At 59.7% G+C, this 20,435-nt stretch carries 19 protein-coding genes; 11 read left to right on the top strand and 8 right to left on the bottom strand.

The features are described 5' to 3' along the window. Window positions 1-120: 120 nt before the first annotated feature. A complete protein-coding gene (fadD2, locus tag ACI2KS_RS06490; protein ID WP_404618325.1) occupies window positions 121-1,809 on the bottom strand; it encodes a long-chain-fatty-acid--CoA ligase FadD2 in 1,689 nt (562 codons plus the stop codon). Window positions 1,810-2,024: 215 nt separating this feature from the next. Between fadD2 and ACI2KS_RS06485 the strand changes: the two genes are divergently transcribed. Together ACI2KS_RS06485 and ACI2KS_RS06480 are read left to right on the top strand one after the other, a co-directional pair. Beyond that, on the top strand, window positions 2,025-2,969 hold the full coding sequence (locus tag ACI2KS_RS06485; protein ID WP_404618323.1) for a lysophospholipase: 945 nt from the start codon (window positions 2,025-2,027) through the stop codon (window positions 2,967-2,969). Between the two features lie 57 nt (window positions 2,970-3,026). Further along, a complete protein-coding gene (locus tag ACI2KS_RS06480) occupies window positions 3,027-3,497 on the top strand; it encodes a MaoC family dehydratase (RefSeq protein WP_404618321.1) in 471 nt (156 codons plus the stop codon). A gap of 234 nt (window positions 3,498-3,731) precedes the next feature. On the opposite strand, the gene ccoM is transcribed toward ACI2KS_RS06480, so the two are convergent. The 4 genes from ccoM to ACI2KS_RS06460 all read right to left on the bottom strand — a co-directional run bounded on the left by ccoM (window position 3,732) and on the right by ACI2KS_RS06460 (window position 6,758). Beyond that, a complete protein-coding gene (gene ccoM / locus ACI2KS_RS06475; protein WP_404618319.1) occupies window positions 3,732-3,848 on the bottom strand; it encodes a cytochrome c oxidase subunit CcoM in 117 nt (38 codons plus the stop codon). 135 nt (window positions 3,849-3,983) lie between these two features. After that, window positions 3,984-4,145 carry a hypothetical protein gene (locus ACI2KS_RS06470; protein ID WP_404618317.1) on the bottom strand — a complete coding sequence of 54 codons (162 nt, stop codon included), beginning with the start codon at window positions 4,143-4,145 and terminating at the stop codon, window positions 3,984-3,986. Window positions 4,146-4,311: 166 nt separating this feature from the next. After that, window positions 4,312-6,276, bottom strand: coding sequence for an acyltransferase family protein (locus ACI2KS_RS06465; RefSeq protein ID WP_404618315.1), 1,965 nt, complete (start codon window positions 6,274-6,276; stop codon window positions 4,312-4,314). 110 nt (window positions 6,277-6,386) lie between these two features. Continuing rightward, on the bottom strand, window positions 6,387-6,758 hold the full coding sequence (locus tag ACI2KS_RS06460; protein ID WP_404618313.1) for an aspartate-semialdehyde dehydrogenase: 372 nt from the start codon (window positions 6,756-6,758) through the stop codon (window positions 6,387-6,389). Between the two features lie 206 nt (window positions 6,759-6,964). Here ACI2KS_RS06460 and rapA point away from each other — a divergent pair, with 206 nt between their 5' ends. Beyond that, window positions 6,965-9,811 carry an RNA polymerase-associated protein RapA gene (gene rapA / locus ACI2KS_RS06455; RefSeq protein WP_404618311.1) on the top strand — a complete coding sequence of 949 codons (2,847 nt, stop codon included), beginning with the start codon at window positions 6,965-6,967 and terminating at the stop codon, window positions 9,809-9,811. Window positions 9,812-10,008: 197 nt separating this feature from the next. On the opposite strand, the gene ACI2KS_RS06450 is transcribed toward rapA, so the two are convergent. Next, window positions 10,009-11,364, bottom strand: coding sequence for a spinster family MFS transporter (locus ACI2KS_RS06450; RefSeq protein WP_404618309.1), 1,356 nt, complete (start codon window positions 11,362-11,364; stop codon window positions 10,009-10,011). Window positions 11,365-11,601: 237 nt separating this feature from the next. Between ACI2KS_RS06450 and ACI2KS_RS06445 the strand changes: the two genes are divergently transcribed. Further along, a complete protein-coding gene (locus tag ACI2KS_RS06445; RefSeq protein WP_404618307.1) occupies window positions 11,602-11,988 on the top strand; it encodes a YkgJ family cysteine cluster protein in 387 nt (128 codons plus the stop codon). Between the two features lie 254 nt (window positions 11,989-12,242). On the opposite strand, the gene ACI2KS_RS06440 is transcribed toward ACI2KS_RS06445, so the two are convergent. Beyond that, complete coding sequence (locus ACI2KS_RS06440) at window positions 12,243-12,542, bottom strand: DUF2288 domain-containing protein (protein ID WP_404618305.1); 300 nt, start codon at window positions 12,540-12,542, stop codon at window positions 12,243-12,245. 327 nt (window positions 12,543-12,869) lie between these two features. Here ACI2KS_RS06440 and ACI2KS_RS06435 point away from each other — a divergent pair, with 327 nt between their 5' ends. From ACI2KS_RS06435 to ACI2KS_RS06415, 5 genes are all read left to right on the top strand, one after another. Further along, window positions 12,870-13,997, top strand: coding sequence for a branched-chain amino acid ABC transporter substrate-binding protein (locus ACI2KS_RS06435; protein WP_404618303.1), 1,128 nt, complete (start codon window positions 12,870-12,872; stop codon window positions 13,995-13,997). 217 nt (window positions 13,998-14,214) lie between these two features. Further along, a complete protein-coding gene (gene livH, locus ACI2KS_RS06430; protein WP_404618301.1) occupies window positions 14,215-15,141 on the top strand; it encodes a high-affinity branched-chain amino acid ABC transporter permease LivH in 927 nt (308 codons plus the stop codon). Beyond that, window positions 15,138-16,400 (top strand): high-affinity branched-chain amino acid ABC transporter permease LivM, encoded by a 1,263-nt coding sequence (locus ACI2KS_RS06425; protein WP_404618299.1) that lies wholly within the window; start codon window positions 15,138-15,140, stop codon window positions 16,398-16,400. Before livH ends, ACI2KS_RS06425 begins: the two co-directional genes overlap by 4 nt. Further along, entirely contained in the window at window positions 16,400-17,167 is a 768-nt protein-coding gene (gene livG, locus ACI2KS_RS06420) for a high-affinity branched-chain amino acid ABC transporter ATP-binding protein LivG (RefSeq protein WP_404618297.1), read from the top strand. The genes ACI2KS_RS06425 and livG overlap by 1 nt, the downstream gene beginning before the upstream one ends. Next, window positions 17,168-17,869 (top strand): ABC transporter ATP-binding protein, encoded by a 702-nt coding sequence (locus ACI2KS_RS06415; protein ID WP_404618295.1) that lies wholly within the window; start codon window positions 17,168-17,170, stop codon window positions 17,867-17,869. It begins immediately after the preceding gene. Window positions 17,870-18,015: 146 nt separating this feature from the next. Here ACI2KS_RS06415 and ACI2KS_RS06410 read toward each other — a convergent pair whose 3' ends face one another. After that, window positions 18,016-18,924 (bottom strand): LysR family transcriptional regulator, encoded by a 909-nt coding sequence (locus ACI2KS_RS06410; RefSeq protein WP_404618293.1) that lies wholly within the window; start codon window positions 18,922-18,924, stop codon window positions 18,016-18,018. 104 nt (window positions 18,925-19,028) lie between these two features. Between ACI2KS_RS06410 and ACI2KS_RS06405 the strand changes: the two genes are divergently transcribed. Next, window positions 19,029-19,628 carry a short chain dehydrogenase gene (locus ACI2KS_RS06405; protein ID WP_404618291.1) on the top strand — a complete coding sequence of 200 codons (600 nt, stop codon included), beginning with the start codon at window positions 19,029-19,031 and terminating at the stop codon, window positions 19,626-19,628. A gap of 62 nt (window positions 19,629-19,690) precedes the next feature. Next, window positions 19,691-20,371, top strand: coding sequence for a COG3650 family protein (locus tag ACI2KS_RS06400; protein WP_404618289.1), 681 nt, complete (start codon window positions 19,691-19,693; stop codon window positions 20,369-20,371). Window positions 20,372-20,435: the final 64 nt, after the last annotated feature.

Raw genomic sequence — 20,435 nt, 5'->3', positions numbered from 1 at the left:
AGATCAGAAAACTCCATGTTGAATGAAAGATCGCAATCGCGAGCAAGCTCACTCCTACAAGGGTGGCTTCACAATAGAAAACGGCGTGCCTGGCACGCCGTTTTCAGGTTTATAAACAGCTTAGGCAATATCACGCAGCTCTCGCCGCAGGATTTTCCCCACCGGCGTCATCGGCAATGACTCACGCAGCACAATGTGTTTGGGAATCTTGTAGCCGGTGAAGTTTTCCTTGCAGTAGGCCTTGAGTTCTTCACAGGTCAGGCTGCCATCCCTGGGCACCACGAACAGCTTCACCGCCTCCCCCGAACGCTCGTCCGGCACACCGATCACCGCGCAATTGGCGACTTTCGGGTGACGGGAGACGACGTCTTCGATTTCGTTGGGATAGACATTGAAGCCTGAGACGATGATCAGGTCCTTTTTGCGGTCGACGATGCGGATGAAACCGTCCGGATCGATCACGGCGACGTCGCCGGTCTTGAGCCATCCTTCGCTGTCCAGGACTTCGGCGGTGGCATCGGGTTTATGCCAGTAGCCGAGCATGATCTGCGGCCCCTTGAGGCACAGCTCGCCGCGCTCGCCCAGCGCCAGCTCGACGCCATCGTCACTGATCACCTTGGCCGTGGTGCCCGGCACTGGCATGCCGACCGTGCCCAGGCGCGACTTGTCGCCGTACGGGTTGGCCGTTGCCACCGGCGAGGTTTCAGTCAGGCCGTAGCCTTCGACAATCGGGCAGCCGGTGAGCTTGAGCCAGCGCTCGGCGGTCGCTTTCACCAATGCGGTGCCGCCGGAGTTGGTCAGGCGCAGGCTGGAGAAATCCAGGCTCTTGAAATCCGGATGGTCCATCAGCGCCACGAACAGGGTGTTGAGCCCGAGCATGGCCGAGAACTTCCACTTTTTCAGTTCCTTGATGAAGCCTGCGATGTCCCGCGGGTTGGTGATCAGCAGGTTATGGTTGCCGCTGACCATCATGCACATGCAATTACAGGTGAAGGCATAGATGTGATACATCGGCAGCGGCGCGACCATGATCTCACTGCCCTGCTTGAAGATCGGCAGGCCATCGGCGCCGTGCTGCAGCATGCAGGCGTAGACCTGCTGCATGTTGGCCACCAGATTACCGTGGGTCAGCATCGCCCCTTTGGGCGACCCCGTGGTGCCACCGGTGTATTGCAGGACCGCGATGTCTTCCAGATCCAGTTGCACGCGCTGCAGGTGATCACCGCGGCCAAGCTTGAGCACGCTCTTGAACGAGACCGCCTGGGGCAGGTCGTAGGCGGGCACCATTTTCTTGACCTTGTCGACCACCGTGTTGATCAGCCAGCCCTTGGCCGCCGATTGCATGTCGCCCATCTTCACTTCGATCAGGTACTGGATGTCGGTATCGGGCAACACCTCCTGCACGTTCTTGCCGAAGATGTTCAGGTAAACCAGAGCGCGGGCGCCGCAATCCTTGAACTGATGACGCATCTCGCGGGCGGTGTACAGCGGGTTGGTGTTGACCACGATCAAGCCGGCGCGCATCGCCCCGAATACGGCGATGGGGTACTGAATGAGATTGGGCATCTGCACGGCAATGCGATCACCGGGCTTGAGCTCCGTCTGCTGTTGCAGGTAGCCGGCGAACGCCGCCGACTGGCGCTCGAGCTCGGCATAGCTCAGGGTCACGCCCATGTTGCTGTAGGCGGGGCGATCGGCGTACTTTCTGCAACTGCGCTCGAACACCTCCACCACCGATTTATATGCGTGCAGATCCACCTCAGAGAGGACGCCCGCCGGGCGTTTGTCGTTCCAGAAATCAGGTTGCATGTTGTTTTTATCCTCTTACCTGAGTGCGCCTTACCCAGCGCGTGCTTGCCGGACGTTAGCAGCTAACACAAGGAAGGCAAATACACCTGCCAGCGTCATCAATGACGTGAATCTTGCAGGTGATCGGGTCGTCATCTAGCAACGGCTATACACTGCAAGACACGCCCGCTACACCGATTTTTCAAAACGAATTCTTACAAGGCCAGGGAAATGCCATGACTCATGATGCTTATTGGCTGGACACCAGTGATCACAACCGCCTTTACGTGAATGTCTGGCTGCCGCTGGCGGCTCCAAAAGCGCTGGTCATGCTGGCCCATGGCATGGCCGAACACAGCGGGCGCTATGACCGACTGGGCGCGGCGCTTGCCGAGGCGGGTTTCGCCTTATATGCCCATGACCAACGCGGGCACGGTCAAACCGCCCCCGAGGGTGTACTCGGTCACTACGCCGACCATGATGGCTGGAACAAAGTGGTAGGTGATCTGGCCAGCCTGCAGGCCTCGATCACCCAGCAGCATCCGCGCATTCCGGTGTTCGTGCTGGGGCACAGCATGGGCAGCTACGTCGCCCAGGCTTATTTGCTGCAACACAGTGCCGACGTTCAGGGCGCCATTCTCAGTGGCTCCAACTTCCAGCCTGTGTCGCTGTACCGCAGCGCCGCAGTGGTGGCGCGCCTTGAACGCTGGCGCCAGGGACCGACCGGGCGCAGCGCGCTGATCGAGTTTCTGTCGTTTGGCTCGTTCAATAACAGGTTCAAGCCGGTACGCACGCCTTTTGACTGGCTCAGCCGCGACCGGCAAGAGGTCGACAAATACGTCAACGACCCGCTATGCGGCTTTCGCTGCACCAATCAGTTCTGGCTCGACATGCTCGGCGGACTGCAACACATCAGCAAAACCGCCAATCTGGCGCAGATCGACAAGCACCTGCCAATCCTGATCATGGGCGGCGAATGTGATCCGGTGAGCCAGGGCAAGCGTCTGAAGGATCTGGCCGATGCGCTGACAGGTACCGGTCATGCGCGGGTTACGCTGAAGATCTACCCGCAGGCGCGCCATGAGATCCTCAATGAAACCAACCGCCAGGAAGTCACCCATGATCTACTCGCCTGGCTGGACAAGGCGCTGCAGCAGCCACGAACGCCCCAGACCGCGTAGCAGTTGAGGATCTGCGCCCATTATTCACTTTTCGTTTTCATGTCACAGGACCGCAACATGACCCAAGTCACCAACACGCCGTACGAAGCCCTCGAAGTTGGCCAGACCGCCAGCTACAGCAAGACCGTCGAGGAGCGCCATATCCAGCTGTTCGCCGAGATGTCCGGCGACCGCAACCCGGTGCATCTGGATGCAGAGTTTGCCGCTGGCACCATGTTCAAGGATCGCATCGCCCACGGCATGTTCAGCGGTGCATTGATCAGTGCCGCAGTCGCCTGCGAGCTGCCTGGCCCCGGCACTATCTATCTGGGTCAGCAAATGACCTTCCAGAAGCCGGTGAAAATTGGCGACACCCTGACCGTACGCCTGGAAATCCTCGAGAAACTGCCGAAATTCCGCGTGCGCATCGCCACCCGTGTATTCAACCAGAATGAGGAGTTGGTGGTGGATGGCGAGGCCGAGATTCTTGCGCCGCGCAAGGCACAGACGGTGAGCCTGGCGGACTTGCCGCCGATTACGGTGGGGTGAGAGAGGCCGCCTGACACCCTGCGGATGTCTGGCCTTACGTTGCAAAAGCGGACAGCGACATCGACCCGGTAGCAGTGCGGCTTGCCGGCGGTAGCGATGATGAGGGCGCCACTGCCGGCAAGCCGCGCTGCTACAGGCTGGTTTTCGAAATCATCCCGGCGCCGCAAAAAAAATCAAAAAAAATGGGCAACCGAAGTTGCCCGAAATGCCTTGCGTGCTCTTTTTGTAGAAGACTCAGTCTTTGCCGCGCTTGTGCGAGTCCTTGCAGATGAACAGTGCCATTCCCGCGAAAAAACTCAGCGGTAGCATGACCGTGATGACACCGGCGATCACTGCATTGTCAAGAAACATGAGTGCCCCCTGCTGCCGTGACCCTGTTCGATGGGTGCAGACTAACCAGTGGGGCCAGGGGAAGTGTTGACCCAGGTCAATGCCGCCAGGCATCGGGCGATGGCGGAGTGACCGGATCGAAATGAAGCGGAGGATTTAGCGTTTTTTCGGCTTGTTCCTGGGCTTTTTCTTGCCCTTGCCCAGCGGCATCGCCTGCTCGAAGGCGTTGCGCACTTCGTTGAGTCGCTTGTCATTGAGATCGTGAACGCGCTTGGCGCGCTCGACGCTCAGGTCTACCAGTTTTTCATCATCGCTCATGGGTGCTGCTCTCGAATGCGCAATCGCGACAATAATGCGCAATCGCAGCGGCGCTGACCAGTCGGCCTTTGCTTTTAAACCATCATTTCAAGACCCAGCCCATCGACGCCCGGGATCGAGACATCAATGCGCCTGTTCACCCGGCACTGCAACGACAGCCAGCGGTTTACTTCAACGGATTGGAGAATCGCTCCAGGTACCAGCGGCCGAAGGTGTAAGAAGCAAAATCGGTGATGTGCCCCACATCCCGGTAGACAGGTACGCCATCAATTGCCGTCAGACAGGACTGCTTGTCACACTGAACATCCTTGGGATCGATAACGATTAGCTGAGGATACTTGCCCTGCATTCGCTCGAACACACCATCGAACCATGCTCGCGGCACGGGGCCTGATTCAGACTGGCAGTCGTTCTGCCCGATCTGTTTCCTGAGTTTGAAATGCTGATAAAAACACGATGCGAATCCTTCAGGCATCGGCGCAGTCGCTTTGATGACAACCGGCTGGGCGCCGCTGCCGGTAATTATCCGCAGTGCCTCATCAAGCGCCGCCTCAGCCCTGGCATGGGACAGTTCGACACTCCTGGGGTCACCCGGCTGTGACACGAGATGGTCACCCTCATAGTTGCCCCAGATCTGACCGATGGCCACGTAACGATAGCGGTGGGTTTTTATCAAGTCATAGTAGTTCTGCGTATTGTCATGGCACTCGGAATACACCGTGTTTTTGAAAGTCCACCAGTCAAACAGATAAACACCAGGTAACGCCAGGCAGGACGATGTCCCGTGGACCAGAAACGAGGTATTGGCCGCCTTGCCCAGTACATCCATGAATCCCCAGTATTGATTGGAGAATGAATCGCCTATGAGCAACGAGGTCGTTTCCGCTCCCTGAGCGCCGACGGTGCACTGTTGGTCCGAAGTCCCGTCTCTTTGACCCAGACAGGATTCCCGGTCAGCAGCTTCGCTGGCTTTCAAAGTTGCAAGGACCGACGTCAACTCCTTGCCGAACCGCCCGGGGAAGCCTTCATGCTTGTTGGCCTGGCTATAGAGCACAACAAGGAAAAGAGCAGGAAGTAGCCACAACAACAGCACACTTGTGCCAAGTGACAGGTTGGAACGACGAAATCTGCGCTCCACAGTTACATAAGAAATCCAGGAAACCGCAAAGGTCAGGAACAATCCCGCGGCAATAAAGGCCGGGTTCGAATCGAACCCAAGGTAATGCCCCGTTGCAAATACTGGCCAATGCCAAAGATACAACGAATAGGAAATAGTGCCGATGAACACAAGAGGTTTGCAGGACAGTAACCGGGTCGCCCAGAACGTCTTGTCGGAGCCGGCCATCAATAACCAGGCCGTGGCCAGACAAACAGCAACGGCATGAGAGTCCGGGAAACCCAGGAGCAGCCCGGGCTGAACCGCAACGTAAATCAACGTGCCCAGACTGGCAAAACTCAACGCCGTCCGGGTGGGCATGGACAGTGATACCGCTCGCCCGGTAAACGATGCCGCCGATACCCCGATGAGAAACTCGAAAATCCTGGCAGAGAAGAAGTAGTAGCTCTTGTCCGGAAAGTACCGTGACAACAGCAGTGCCAGCGCCACCGAAGCGACGGTCAGCGCGCCGATAATGGCGCGGTGCAATCGTGCCGGGCAGTAACGATAGAGCAACCATAACGCAACGGGTAAAACCCCATACCACTGCCATTCGATGGAGAGAGACCAGGTATGGAGTAACAGTAACTCAGCGGTATCGGGCCCTGCATACCGGGTGGTCACACGTTCGAAATATTGATTGGAGGTGAACAGCGATGTGTACTTGGCGCTTTTCAGATAGGCAACGAAATCGTCTGGCAGGTAAACCAGCGAAGCAATCAGCAGGGTGATTATCAGCAGCAAGATGATCGCGGGCTGAAGGCGCCATAACCTGCGGGCAAAGAAGCTGGAAAAGCTGAAACTGCCAGCTTGCAACGCGCTGGCTATTACTGAGGACACCAGATAACCGGAGATGACAAAAAACATGTCAACGCCGATAAACCCGGAAGGTAACGCGGTTAACCCTGCATGAAAGATAATGACAAGCAGCACCGCGATGGCGCGTAAACCATCAATTTCCGGACGATATTTCAATCAAGACCCCACACCCGCCATCGCTCCCTGATGCCTGCCGGTAACCACCACGGCAAGTTTTCTCCAGGCAGCAATTTAACATCTGGGTGTGGCCAGGGGAAATCGGCGTCTCAGACTTTCAGATCGACCCACAGGCCCTGACGCGGCTCGTTATCGATGATCGGCACCACTGGCACCGTGTTGTCGGCGTTGAGCGAATCACCCGGAACGGCCGGGCCTTGATGGGCGTCCTGCTCCCCGTCCTGCTCCAGATCAGGGTGACGATCAGCCGTGCGCCGGTCGCGACGGCGCCGTTGCTGGCGGCGCTGCTCTTCGCGCAGCAACAACTGCGCCTGCTCGGTGTCGCGCTCCCCCATGTCGATGGTGGTTTCGCTGGAGCTGGGCTGTACGGGCGTCACAGGTGGAATGTCCGGCGTCGGTCTGACCGGATCCTGCTGCGAGGTGATGGGGGCCGCACTCAAGGGAATCAGCGGTGGCAGCATGGTAATGGTCTCCTGTTATCAAGCTGTCGGCTGCCGTTTCGTCGACTTGAGCCGTATCAGGGGGAAGTTTGGACTATGTTTTTCGCAACAAGTGCTGACCCAAGGTCACAAACCCAACAAATACGGGCCTTTTTGCAATGTGTCTTTGGCCTGGGCAGCTTGTTCCGTTACCATAGTCGGCTTTTTCAAGGCGGGAGTCAGGCAGCATGGCGCAGCAGTATCAACCGGGGCAACGCTGGATTAGCGACAGCGAAGCCGAGCTGGGTTTAGGCACCGTTCTGGCACAGGACGGCCGCTTGTTGACCGTGCTCTATCCGGCCACTGGCGATACCCGCCAGTATGCATTGCGCAATGCCCCGCTCACGCGGGTGCGTTTCTCGCCGGGTGACACCATCACCCACTTCGAGAACTGGAAAATGACCGTTCGCGAAGTCGACGACGTCGATGGCTTGCTGGTCTACCACGGTCTCAACGCGCAGAACCAGCCGGTGACCCTACCGGAAACCCAACTGTCGAACTTCATTCAGTTCCGTCTGGCCAGCGATCGTCTGTTCGCCGGGCAGATCGACCCGCTGGCGTGGTTCTCCCTGCGTTATCACACCCTGGAGCACACCAGCCGTCAGCTGCAGTCTTCGCTGTGGGGCCTGGGCGGGGTTCGTGCGCAACCTATCGCCCACCAGTTGCACATCGCCCGCGAAGTCGCTGACCGCATCGCTCCACGCGTTCTGCTGGCTGACGAAGTCGGCCTTGGCAAAACCATCGAAGCCGGTCTGGTGATCCACCGTCAACTGCTGTCGGGCCGTGCCAACCGCGTGCTGATCCTGGTCCCGGAAAACCTGCAGCACCAGTGGCTGGTCGAGATGCGTCGTCGCTTCAATCTGCAGGTGGCCCTGTTCGACGCCGAGCGCTTCATCGAAAGCGATGCCAGCAACCCCTTCGAAGACACCCAACTGGCGCTGGTTTCGCTGGAGTGGCTGGTTGACGACGAGAAAGCCCAGGACGCGTTGTTTGCCGCTGGCTGGGACCTGCTGGTGGTCGACGAGGCACATCACCTGGTGTGGCACGAAGACAAGGCCAGCGCCGAGTACTCGCTGGTGGAGCAACTGGCCGAAGTGATTCCTGGCGTGCTGCTGCTTACCGCCACCCCGGAGCAACTGGGTCAGGACAGCCACTTCGCGCGTCTGCGCCTGCTCGATCCAAACCGTTTCCACGACCTGCACGCATTCCGCGCCGAGAGCGAAAATTATCGCCCGGTGGCAGAAGCCGTTCAGGAACTGCTCGATCAGGGACGTCTGTCCCCTGAAGCGCACAAGACCATTCACGGCTTCCTCGGCGCTGAAGGCGAAGCACTGCTGGCCGCAGTGGCCGATGGCGATACCGAAGCCAGCGCGCGCCTGATCCGTGAACTGCTCGACCGACATGGCACCGGCCGCGTGCTGTTCCGCAACACCCGCGCCGCCGTGCAAGGGTTCCCGGAGCGCAAACTGCATCCGTATCCGCTGCCGTGCCCCGCTGAATACCTGGAGCTGCCGATTGGCGAGCATGCCGACCTCTACCCGGAAGTCAGCTTCCAGGCTCAAGGCGAGACCAGCGAGGAAGAACGCTGGTGGCGCTTCGATCCTCGTGTCGACTGGCTGATCGACACCCTGAAGATGCTCAAGCGGGTCAAGGTGCTGGTCATCTGCGCCCACGCCGAAACCGCGATGGATCTGGAAGACGCCCTGCGCGTGCGTTCTGGCATCCCGGCGACGGTGTTCCACGAGGGCATGAACATCCTGGAGCGTGACCGCGCCGCTGCGTATTTTGCCGACGAAGAGTTCGGTGCGCAGGTGCTGATCTGCTCGGAAATCGGCAGTGAAGGCCGCAACTTCCAGTTTTCCCATCATCTGGTGCTGTTCGACCTGCCAGCGCACCCGGACCTGCTTGAGCAGCGTATCGGCCGTCTGGACCGTATCGGTCAGAAGCACATCATCGAACTGCACGTGCCTTACCTGGAGACCAGCCCGCAAGAGCGCCTGTTCCAGTGGTATCACGAAGCGCTCAACGCCTTCCTCAACACTTGTCCGACCGGCAATGCCCTGCAGCATCGGTTCGGCCCGCGCCTGCTGCCGCAGCTCGATGGCGGTGACGAAGACGACTGGCAGGCGCTGGTGGCCGAGGCGCGTGCCGAGCGTGTGCGCCTTGAGTCCGAGCTGCATACCGGTCGCGACCGTCTGCTGGAGCTCAACTCCGGCGGCGCAGGCGAAGGCGAAGCGCTGGTTGAGGCGATCCTTGAGCAGGACGATCAATTCACCCTGCCGATCTACATGGAAACCCTGTTCGACGCCTTCGGTATCGACAGTGAAGACCATTCGGAAAACGCCCTGATCCTCAAGCCGAGCGAGAAGATGCTCGACGCCAGCTTCCCGCTGGGTGACGACGAAGGCGTGACCATCACCTACGATCGCAATCAGGCGCTGTCCCGCGAGGACATGCAGTTCATTACCTGGGAGCACCCGATGGTGCAAGGCGGCATGGACCTGGTGCTGTCCGGTTCCATGGGCAACACCGCCGTGGCGCTGATCAAGAACAAGGCGCTCAAGCCCGGCACCGTGCTGCTTGAGCTGCTGTACGTCAGTGAAGTGGTGGCCCCGCGCTCGCTGCAGCTGGGTCGCTACTTGCCACCGGCCGCGCTGCGCTGCCTGCTCGATGGCAACGGCAACGATCTGTCCGGCCGTGTGTCGTTCACCACCCTGAACGATCAGCTCGAGAGCGTGCCACGCGCCAGCGCCAACAAGTTCATCCAGGCCCAGCGCGACGTGCTCAACCCGCAGATCAACGCAGCCGAAAGCAAGATCGCGCCCAAGCACGCCGAGCGCGTGGCCGAGGCGCAGCGTCGCCTGGCAGCCGATACCGATGAAGAATTGGCACGCCTGACCGCCTTGCAAGCGGTCAACCCGACCGTGCGCGACAGCGAGCTGATCGCCCTGCGCGAACAGCGCGAGCAGGGTCTGGCGATGCTGGACAAGGCCGCGTTGCGCCTGGAAGCGATTCGGGTATTGGTGGCGGGATAAATTGCTGCGGGCACAAATCCTGTAGGAGTGAGCTTGCTCGCGATTCGATCTATCTGCCACGGGCTGTTGGCTGACAGAGCGCTATCGCGAGCAAGCTCACGCCTACGGTCATGATCGCAAAACGACGCAGAGCATTTGGCGCGGCATTCCCACTCGGAGCGGGGGAACGATCATCCGGCCCATAGAAAGCCAGAAAATCACGCCACAGACGGCTTGACCTCCTGCCCCAGTGGCTCATCGGCCAACATCCCCTCCTTCATCTGCTGCGCATCGCGACTGAAGCACTTCGACGCCCGCACCAGAAACACCAGCGCGAAAAACAGTGCCACCGGGATCAGATACATTGCGTCATGCAAGCCCACGGCCTTGAACGGCTCGGTAATCTGCTCCACCTGCGCCGCATACATCGCCGAATGGGCGAAATGGTCGGACAACAAGCCGACCACCACTGGCCCCAATCCACCTCCCAGCAGGTACAACCCGGCAAAGAACAGCGCCATCGCCGTCGCACGCAGCCTCGGCTGCACGACGTCCTGAATCGCCGTGTACACGCATGTGTAGAAGTTGTAGGAAAACAGCCAACCCACGCTGAACACTGCGACAAACAGGCCGATCTCGATACGTCCGGCATGCAACGCATAACCGGTACTCACGCTGGCCACCGCCATGCTCAGCGCAGCAAACATCAGCCGACCATTGGCCCAACGCTGATGCAGTTTGTCGGCGACCCAGCCGCCGACCGTCAGACCGACCAGCCCGGTGACGCCAACGATAATGCCCGTGGCCATTGCCGCCTCCTGCAAAGGCAGCAGGAAGTAGCGCTGCAGCATCGGCACCATGAATGAATTACACGCATAGGTCGCGAAATTGAACGCAAGACCGGCCAGCACCAGCCAGCGGAAGGTGGGGATCGACAGCACGCGACGGATGGGACGGTCTATTTTCTGCTGCGAGATCGCCACGCTTTCCGCGGCTCCGCGCGCAGGCTCACGGATGAAGAACATGAACAGCGCGAGCACCAGGCCCGGCACCGCGGCAATGAAAAAGGGTGCGCGCCAGCTGTCGAACGCCTTGACCATCGCCCCGATGGTGAAGAACGCCAGCAACAGCCCCAATGGTAAGCCCAGCATGAAAATGCCCATCGCGCGGGCACGCTTGTGCGCCGGGAACAGGTCGCCGATCAGCGAATTGGCTGCCGGTGCATAACTCGCTTCGCCGATGCCCACCCCCATGCGCACCAGCAAGAAAGCCCAGAAGCTGCCGACCAGGCCGTTGACCGCCGTCAGGCCGCTCCACACCGCCAGGCCCCAGCCCATCAGTTTGCGCCGTGAGCCGTTGTCGGCAATTCGGCCCAGCGGTAAACCGGCAATGGCGTACACCAGGGTGAATGCCGTGCCGATGATGCCAAGCTGAAAATCGCTCAGCTGCCACTCCTTGCGGATCGGCTCGATGATGATGGCCGGGATCGTGCGGTCGAAGAAATTGAACAAATTGGCCAGAAACAGCAGGAACAGAATGCGCCACGCGTTCGCTGCCTGATTCGAATGATCCATGTGCAGATCTCTTTATTGTTGTTGTTTGGCCAGACACACACCCGCCTGGAGACTGGAATCTAGTCAGCGTTATCAAGCCTGTCCCTGATTATTCGCAAGGCTGATATGAGGTCATGCCAGGCCTGATAGGCCGCACGAAAAATATCTCTGATGCCCACTTCCCAGGCGCAATGGAAAGCCTAGAATGAGCGGCCGCACCTGCCCCCCTCCTCCCATTAAATCCCTCGGTTAAAGTTCATGTCCGAAGTCAGCCCCTGCCTGAATTGCGGTGCCTGCTGTTCATATTTTCGTGTGTCTTTCTTTTGGGGTGAATGTGCGACGGCCGGGGGTACGGTGCCCGATGAGCTGGTCAGCAGTATCAGCCCCAGCCGGGTGGCCATGCTCGGCACCGACTGCAAATCGGTGCGCTGTACGGCGCTGGAGGGAGAGGTAGGCAAAGGCACTCGATGCTCAATCTATGAGCAGCGGTCCAGCACCTGCCGAGACTTCGAAGCGTCCTGGGCCGACGGTCAGCCGAATCCGGATTGCGATGCTGCCCGCGCAGCCTTTGGTCTGCCGTCGATCCAACCGCAGGCCATACTTGTGCCCCAGGACGTGACTCCAGCTCTTGCGCCCCAGCCTTAGAACTGGCGCTTTCTTACCAACCGCTTGCCGACCTGCGCACCATCACCCCGCCAAAGTCAACGCGCTGGGCTGAGGGCGCACAGAGCTGCGGTCTGCCAACACCGGATCGTTCCAATACCGGTGCGCAACACTGATCAAAACCACGCTGCAGGCGTTGAGCCGGTGGGGATTTGCGCTACTACCACCCCAATTGCAGTTACCGACCTACCCACTTTGCCATCATTGAGAGCACCAAAATGATGCACAAATAAACGTCATGCCTTTTCCTGGATCAATACCCATGGCGCCACCACCACCGCCCACAACGGCGGATCGCGCTCCAGCAGGTCCAGAGCCTTTGATTCAGAGACCTTGCCGACCTCGCCGCTGGCAAGCCAGGCAACCACTTGGGGCTCAGCGTTTTCAGCGAACGCCTGCGCAACGGCGATCAAATCCTGCGTTGGCTCGACCCACAACAGGGCACCCTTTGCAAAGAACGGTTGCAATTCTTTCCAGGTGATTGAAGCCGTTTCGCCAAGCAGTTTGGCATAGAGGGTGCTAGGTTCTTGCGTCATGGGTTTCACCGTTTGGAAAATCGGCATCATGATAGCGCCGCGTTTCCAGCGAACAAACCCGGATTCAAGTGATTGATTGCAGAGAACTTCGCTCAGGCCGATAGATTGAACGGTCCGGTTCGTCGATCGACCGGCTTGATTGTGTATCTTTCTTTCGATTAAGCGACATCAACAGGTTTTGCCCCCCGCAGCCCGCTTTTCAAGCGCTCGACCGGCGCTCTAAACTGTTCCGGTACAGTTGCTGGGGGATGGCCTGGATAAATCAATCCGGTCCTGCAGCTTTTGGCCGTCAGGATTATAAAAACTACAACGCAAGAGTGGAGCATCATGACTAAGGGTATCAATCAGATTTCCAAGCTGTTTGCCGCATTGGTTCTGGCGGGGGTTGCCAGCCATTCATTCGCAGCTGACACCATCAAGATCGGCATCGCCGGCCCTAAAACCGGTGCTGTTGCCCAATACGGCGACATGCAGTTCAGCGGCGCGAAAATGGCCATCGCTGACATCAACGCCAAAGGCGGCGTCGATGGCAAGCAGCTTGAAGCCGTCGAGTACGACGATGCCTGTGACCCTAAACAAGCGGTCGCGATCGCCAACAAAGTGGTCAACGACGGCGTGAAATTCGTGGTCGGCCACCTGTGCTCCAGCTCCACTCAGCCTGCGTCCGACATCTACGAAGACGAAGGCATCATCATGATCACCCCGGCTGCCACCAGCCCGGAAATCACCAAGCGTGGCTACAAGATGGTGTTCCGCACCATCGGCCTGGACAGCGCTCAGGGCCCGGCTGCTGGCGAATACATCGCCAAGCAGGTCAAGCCGAAAATCGTTGCGGTCATCCACGACAAACAGCAATACGGTGAAGGCATCGCCACTGCCGTTAAACAGACCCTTGAAAAAGATGGCGTGAAAGTCGCCCTGTTCGAAGGCATCAACGCCGGCGACAAGGACTTCTCCTCGCTGATCGCCAAGATGAAGCAAGCCAACGTCGACTTCGTCTACTACGGCGGCTACCACCCTGAGCTGGGCCTGATCCTGCGCCAGGCTCAGGAGAAAGGCCTGAAAGCCGGCTTCATGGGTCCGGAAGGCGTGGGTAACGCCTCCATCTCGCAGATCGCCCAGGACGCTTCCGAAGGCCTGCTGGTGACCTTGCCCAAATCCTTCGACCAGGATCCAGCCAACAAGGCACTGGTAGAAGAGTTCAAGGCCAAGAAAGAAGACCCGAGCGGTCCGTTCGTGTTCCCGGCCTACGCCGCTGTTGAAGTGATCGCCGGCGGTATCACCGCAGCCAAGACCCAAGACACCGCCAAAGTGGCCGCCGCCATCCGCGCTGGCACCTTCAAGACCCCTACCGGCGATCTGTCTTTCGACGACAAGGGTGACCTCAAGGACTTCAAATTCGTCGTTTACACCTGGCACAAAGATGGTAGCAAGACTGAAGCCCCTGTGAAGTAATCACACGCTTGATGTTGACCCAGAGCCCACTGCAACCGCAGTGGGCTTTGTTTTACGGGGGCTGCGGACTTCACAAGAGTCCCGATGCCCTGAACATCTTGAAACCGCACCAGTGAATCACTGGGCTCGTGCCGAACGCGGACGTAGATCACGACGCGCGAGCGGGAAAATGACTTCACCAGTGAAACACCAGGCAGGTTTTTAGGAGCACACAGCAATGCCGATAGACATCTATCACTTTCTTCAACAGCTGGTTAATGGCTTGACCATTGGCAGCACATACGCCTTGATTGCCATCGGCTATACCATGGTCTACGGCATCATCGGCATGATCAACTTCGCCCACGGCGAGGTGTACATGATCGGCTCGTACGTGGCGTTCATCGCCCTGGCCGGCCTGACCATGCTGGGCCTGGACAGCCTGCCGTTGCTGATCACCGCGGCGTTCGTCGCCAGTATCGTGGTGACCAGCGCCTATGGTTATGCCATCGAACGGGTTGCCTACCGTCCGTTGCGCGGCAGCAACCGTCTGATCCCTCTGATTTCCGCCATTGGCATGTCGATTTTCCTGCAGAACACCGTGCTGTTGTCGCAGGACTCCAAAGACAAGTCGATCCCCAACCTGATCCCTGGCAACTTCGTGTTCGGCCCTGGCAGCACCCATGAAGTGGTGATCTCGTACATGCAGATCCTGATCTTCATCGTCACGCTGGTGGCCATGCTCGGCCTGACCTGGTTCATCTCCCGCTCCCGCCTGGGCCGCGCCTGCCGCGCCTGTGCCGAAGACATCAAGATGGCCAACCTGCTGGGCATCAATACCAACAACATCATCGCCCTGACCTTCGTCATCGGCGCCGCGCTGGCGGCGGTCGCTGCGGTATTGCTGAGCATGCAGTACGGCGTGATCAACCCCAACTCGGGTTTCCTGGTCGGCATCAAGGCCTTTACCGCAGCGGTACTGGGCGGTATCGGCAGTATCCCGGGCGCGATGCTCGGTGGTCTGGTGCTGGGTGTGGCTGAAGCGTTCGGCGCCGACATCTTCGGCGACCAGTACAAGGATGTGGTGGCGTTCGGTCTTCTCGTATTGGTGTTGTTGTTCCGGCCAACCGGCCTGCTCGGCCGTCCGGAGGTTGAAAAAGTATGACCAGGAATCTCAAATCGGCCCTCTTCAGTGCAGTACTGGTACTGGCCGTCGCCTACCCGATTCTCGGGCTCAAACTGGACATCGTCGGGGTCAACCTGGCGGTCGTCGGTGCCAGCACCAGCACCGTGCTGGTGATCTTCGCCGCCGCCCTGCTGATGTTCCTGCGCGTTCTGTTTAACGAGCCGATCAGCGCCATGTGGCGCTCGCGCCCGCAAAAGCAGCTGGTGTCGGACAAGGCCAGCAACTTCCTGACCCTGCCTTCTACACAGCGCTGGTTCCTCGGTGCAATCGTCGTCGCCGCCCTGATCTGGCCGTTCTTCGGCTCGCGCGGCGCGGTGGACATCGCGACCTTGATCCTGATCTACGTGATGCTCGGCCTGGGCCTGAACATCGTGGTGGGCCTGGCGGGCCTGCTGGACCTGGGCTACGTCGGTTTCTACGCCGTCGGTGCCTATACCTACGCCCTGCTGCAGCATTACTTCGGCTTCGGTTTCTGGATCTGCCTGCCGCTGGCGGGGCTGGCTTCTGCCACGTTCGGCTTCCTGCTGGGCTTTCCGGTGCTGCGACTGCGCGGTGACTACCTGGCCATCGTCACGCTGGGCTTCGGGGAAATCATCCGTCTGTTCCTGCGTAACCTGACCGACCTGACCGGTGGCCCGAACGGCATCAGCAACATCGAAAAGCCCACGCTGTTCGGCCTGAGCTTTGAACGCAAGGCCGCCGAAGGGATGCAGACCTTTCACGAATACTTCGGCCTGCCATACAACTCGATCAACAAGGTGATCTTTCTCTACCTGATCGCCCTGCTGATGGCGCTGGCTGCCTTGTTCGTCATCAACCGCCTGCTGCGCATGCCGATCGGCCGTGCCTGGGAAGCGCTGCGCGAAGACGAAATCGCCTGCCGTGCACTGGGTCTGAACCCGACCATCATCAAGCTTTCAGCCTTTACCCTGGGCGCAGCGTTCGCCGGTTTCGCCGGCAGCTTCTTCGCCGCGCGCCAGGGCCTGATCACTCCCGAGTCGTTCACCTTCCTTGAGTCGGCGATCATTCTCGCCATCGTGGTACTGGGCGGCATGGGCTCGCAACTGGGTGTGATCCTGGCGGCGGTGGTGATGATCCTGCTGCCAGAACTGCTTCGCGAATTCAGCGAATACCGGATGTTGGGCTTCGGCGCCTTGATGGTGCTGATGATGATCTGGCGTCCTCAGGGCTTCCTGCCGATGCAGCGTCCCGTCATGAAACTCAAGGGGGAGCGCTGATGAGCCGTCCAATTCTGCAAGCCTCGGGCTTGAGCATGCGCTTTGGCGGCCTGTTGGCGGTCAATGGTGTGGGCCTGACTGTCAACGAGAAGCAGGTCGTGTCGATGATCGGCCCCAACGGCGCCGGCAAGACCACGGTCTTCAACTGCCTGACCGGTTTCTACAAGCCAACGGCGGGCACCATCCTGCTCGACGGCGAACCGATTCAGGGCCTGGCCGGTCACGAGATTGCCCGCAAGGGCGTGGTACGGACCTTCCAGAACGTGCGCCTGTTCAAGGAAATGACCGCTGTGGAGAACCTGCTGGTTGCCCAGCATCGCCACCTCAACACCAACTTCCTGTCCGGCCTGTTCAAGACCCCGTCGTACCGCAGGAGCGAGCGCGAGGCCATGGAATACGCCGAGCACTGGCTCGAAGCGGTCGACCTCAAGGCTTTCGCCAATCGCCCCGCCGGCACCCTGGCCTACGGTCAGCAACGTCGCCTGGAAATCGCTCGCTGCATGATGACGCGCCCGCGCATCCTCATGCTCGATGAACCTGCGGCGGGCCTGAACCCCAAGGAAACCGAGGACCTCAAGGCGCTGATTGGCGTGTTGCGCAACGATCACAACGCCACCGTGCTGCTGATCGAACACGACATGAAGCTGGTCATGAGCATTTCCGACCACATCGTGGTGATCAACCAGGGCACGCCTCTGGCTGACGGCACGCCCGAGCAGATCCGTGACAATCCTGAAGTGATCAAAGCCTACCTGGGGGAAGCGTAAATGCTGCAGTTCGACAACGTTTCCACCTTCTACGGCAAGATCCAGGCCCTGCATGGCGTCAGCATCGATGTCAAACAGGGTGAGATCGTCACCCTGATCGGCGCCAATGGGGCAGGAAAATCGACCCTGCTGATGACCCTGTGCGGCTCGCCGCGCGCCCACAGCGGCAGCATTCGGTACCTGGGTGAAGAGCTAGTGGGCCTGGAGTCCTCGGTGATCATGCGCAAGAGCATCGCGGTGGTGCCGGAAGGCCGCCGCGTGTTCGCCCGCCTGACCGTTGAAGAAAACCTGGCCATGGGCGGTTTCTTCACCGACAAGGGCGACTATCAGGAGCAGATGGACAAGGTTCTGGCACTCTTCCCGCGCCTGAAGGAACGCTTCAATCAGCGCGGCGGCACCATGTCCGGCGGCGAACAGCAGATGCTCGCCATCGGCCGCGCGCTGATGAGCAAGCCCAAGCTGTTGCTGCTTGACGAACCTTCACTGGGTCTTGCGCCGATCATCATTCAGCAGATCTTCGAGATCGTCGAACAGCTGCGCCGTGATGGCGTGACCGTGTTCCTGGTGGAGCAGAACGCCAACCAGGCGCTGAAAGTCGCCGATCGTGCCTATGTTCTGGAAAACGGTCGAGTGGTGATGCAGGGCTCCGGCGCCGATCTGCTGGTCGATCCGAAAGTGCGGGATGCTTATTTGGGTGGATGAGGGCTGATCGGCGTATTCCCTCTGTAACAGCGCGGCTTGCCGCGGTGGCTTACGCAAGATCGCCACCGCAGCCAAGCCGGACTGCTAAAGGATTGCGCAAGACAATAAAAAATGGCCCCTCTTCGGGCCATTTTTTTATGTGCGATTCAAAGCTTTTCCAACGCCGCCGTACTGCGTTCGAACCACTCGGTGAGGTAATCGGCCATGACCTTGATCCGCCTGGGCAGGTGCCCTTCGAAGGGATGGACCAGAAACAGCGACGACACCGGCGTCTGGTAGTCGCGCAACAGCCATTGCAGGCTGCCGTCGTTGAGTTCGTTGTGGACCATGTAGGACGGCAGGCGTGCGATACCGGCGCCGACCATCGCGGCCTTTTTCAGCAGGCCGTAGTGATTGCTGGCAAACGTGCCGCGCACATTCACCCGGGTCAATTCGTGCTTCTGGTGATACACCCAGGTCTCACGGCCGCTGTAATGGCTGTTGAGCAGGCACCGGTGTACTCGCAGCGCCTCGGGCGTCTGCGGCTTGCCGTGAAGGGCCAGATACTCCGCACTGGCGCAGGTCAGTTCCTGCAATGACAGCAGCGGCTTGGCCACCAGTCGCTCATCGACGCCGACGCTGGAGCGGATCCCCAGGTCGAAACCGTCACGGCGCATGTCGCGAAAATGGTTGTTCAGGTCCAGTTCGACCTGCACGTCCGGGTAGCGGGTGGAAAACTCGGTCAGCAGTCCTTCGAAAAACGTCTCGCCCAGCGACACCGGCACGGTCAGGCGCACCGTCCCGACCAGGCTTTCGCTCAGGTAAGCCATGGCATCACGCACACGATCTCGCTGCGCTAGGAGGGCGCGGGCTTCCGGCAGCAGGATCGCGCCGGCCGAGGTCAGGGTCAGGCTGCGTGTGGTGCGATGCAGCAGCGTGACGCCGTAGCTCTTTTCCAGCTTGCTGATGCGCTTGGACAGCTGACTGGTACTGGTGTCCAGCCATTGCGCCGCCAAGGTGAAGCTGTTGGCTTCAACCAGCATGGCAAATGCCGCCAGATCGTCCATTTCGCTCATGATTGTTTCCTTATCGGCAAACCGGGATTGCCGTTTAGCCCATTTATCCGTGGGAAGACGCGACTCACACTGAGCGCCTGATCCATTAACGGAAGGACTGCACCGTGAAAATTCTATTGATTGGCGCTGGCGGAACCATCGGTTCGGCGATCGAGAGGGAATTGGCGCCGCGCCATGACATCGTTCGCATCGGCCGTAACAGCGGTGACGAGCATGTCGATATTAGTGACAGCGCATCGATCCGCAAACTGTTCGAACGAACAGGTCCTTTCGACGCATTGGTCTGCGCCGCCGGCAACGTGACCTTTGCCCCGCTGGCGCAGATGAACGAGGAATCGTTCGCCCTCGGGCTGCGTGACAAGCTCATGGGCCAGGTCAATCTGCTGCTGATCGGTCGCGAATTCGCCAACGATGGCGCCTCGTTTACCTTCACCACCGGCATAACCAGTCATGACCCGATCCGCACTGGCGCTTCGGCAAGCCTGGTCAACGGCGCCATCGATGCATTCGTCTGCGCAGCGGCCATCGAGATGCCGCGTGGCATGCGGGTCAACTCGGTCAGCCCCAACGTGCTGCTCGAAGCCATGGGCAGCTACGCGCCCTACTTTCGCGGCTTCAAGCCTGTGTCGGGGGCCGATGTGGCACTGGCATACGCAAAAAGCGTCGAAGGCCTGCAGACCGGGCAGACCTATCACGTTGGCTAATCGCCTCTTGTGATGCGCGAGCAGCCTGAGTAACGTGGCGGCACTTGTCTGGAGACCGCCACATGTTCGCTGTTCGTACCGTCCTGATGTTTGCCCTGCTGCCCGTGTTCGCGGGCTGCCAGTTGATGTCCCCACAATCGGCTGACAGCAAGGTGTCCACTGCCGGCATGATTCGCATGCAAGGCACCCTCAGCGGCGACGCCGGCAAACTGTTCCTGCAGCCGTGCAACGAGCAGCGCCGCTACGCGGTGATCGACAGCGGCAACACGGGCATCCTTCAGGAAGCCGCCTCGGTCGTGGACAAAAGCGGCAAGGCCTTTGCCGACGTGCGCGGCAACTTCGTCGCCAGCAAGGCCCAGGGCAGCGATGGCCAGGCCGATGTCTACGAGCTGTACCGGGTCGAGCGCCCGAGCGGCGCCTGCGAAGATCCCAACTTCAAGCGCCTGACCATCCATGCCAGCGGCAACGGGCCGAAATGGAACCTCAATGCCAGCGGCAAGGGCATGGTCCTGGAGCGTGAAGGTCAGCAGCCTTTCGCCGTGCCGTACATGGAAGAGCAGATGCCCGAAGGCCGCTTCAACCTGATCACCGATGCCAACGATCAACACGTGGAACTGTATGTCGCACCCCAGCGCTGCGTCGATCCAGTGAACGGTTCGGTGCAGCACCTGACCGCCGAATTGCGGGTCAATGGCCAGGTTCAGCGCGGTTGCGCGTACTTCGGGGCAATGCGTAACGACTGAACACCCCCGGCCGAGCTGAACGTTCTGTAGCAGTCCGGCTTGCCGGCGGTAGCGACTTCAATGA

This window comes from Pseudomonas sp. NPDC087358, assembly GCF_044900785.1.
Taxonomy (GTDB): Bacteria; Pseudomonadota; Gammaproteobacteria; order Pseudomonadales; family Pseudomonadaceae; genus Aquipseudomonas.
The sequence above is the reverse complement of the archived record's forward strand: the minus strand, read 5'-3'. Positions and strand labels throughout refer to the sequence as shown.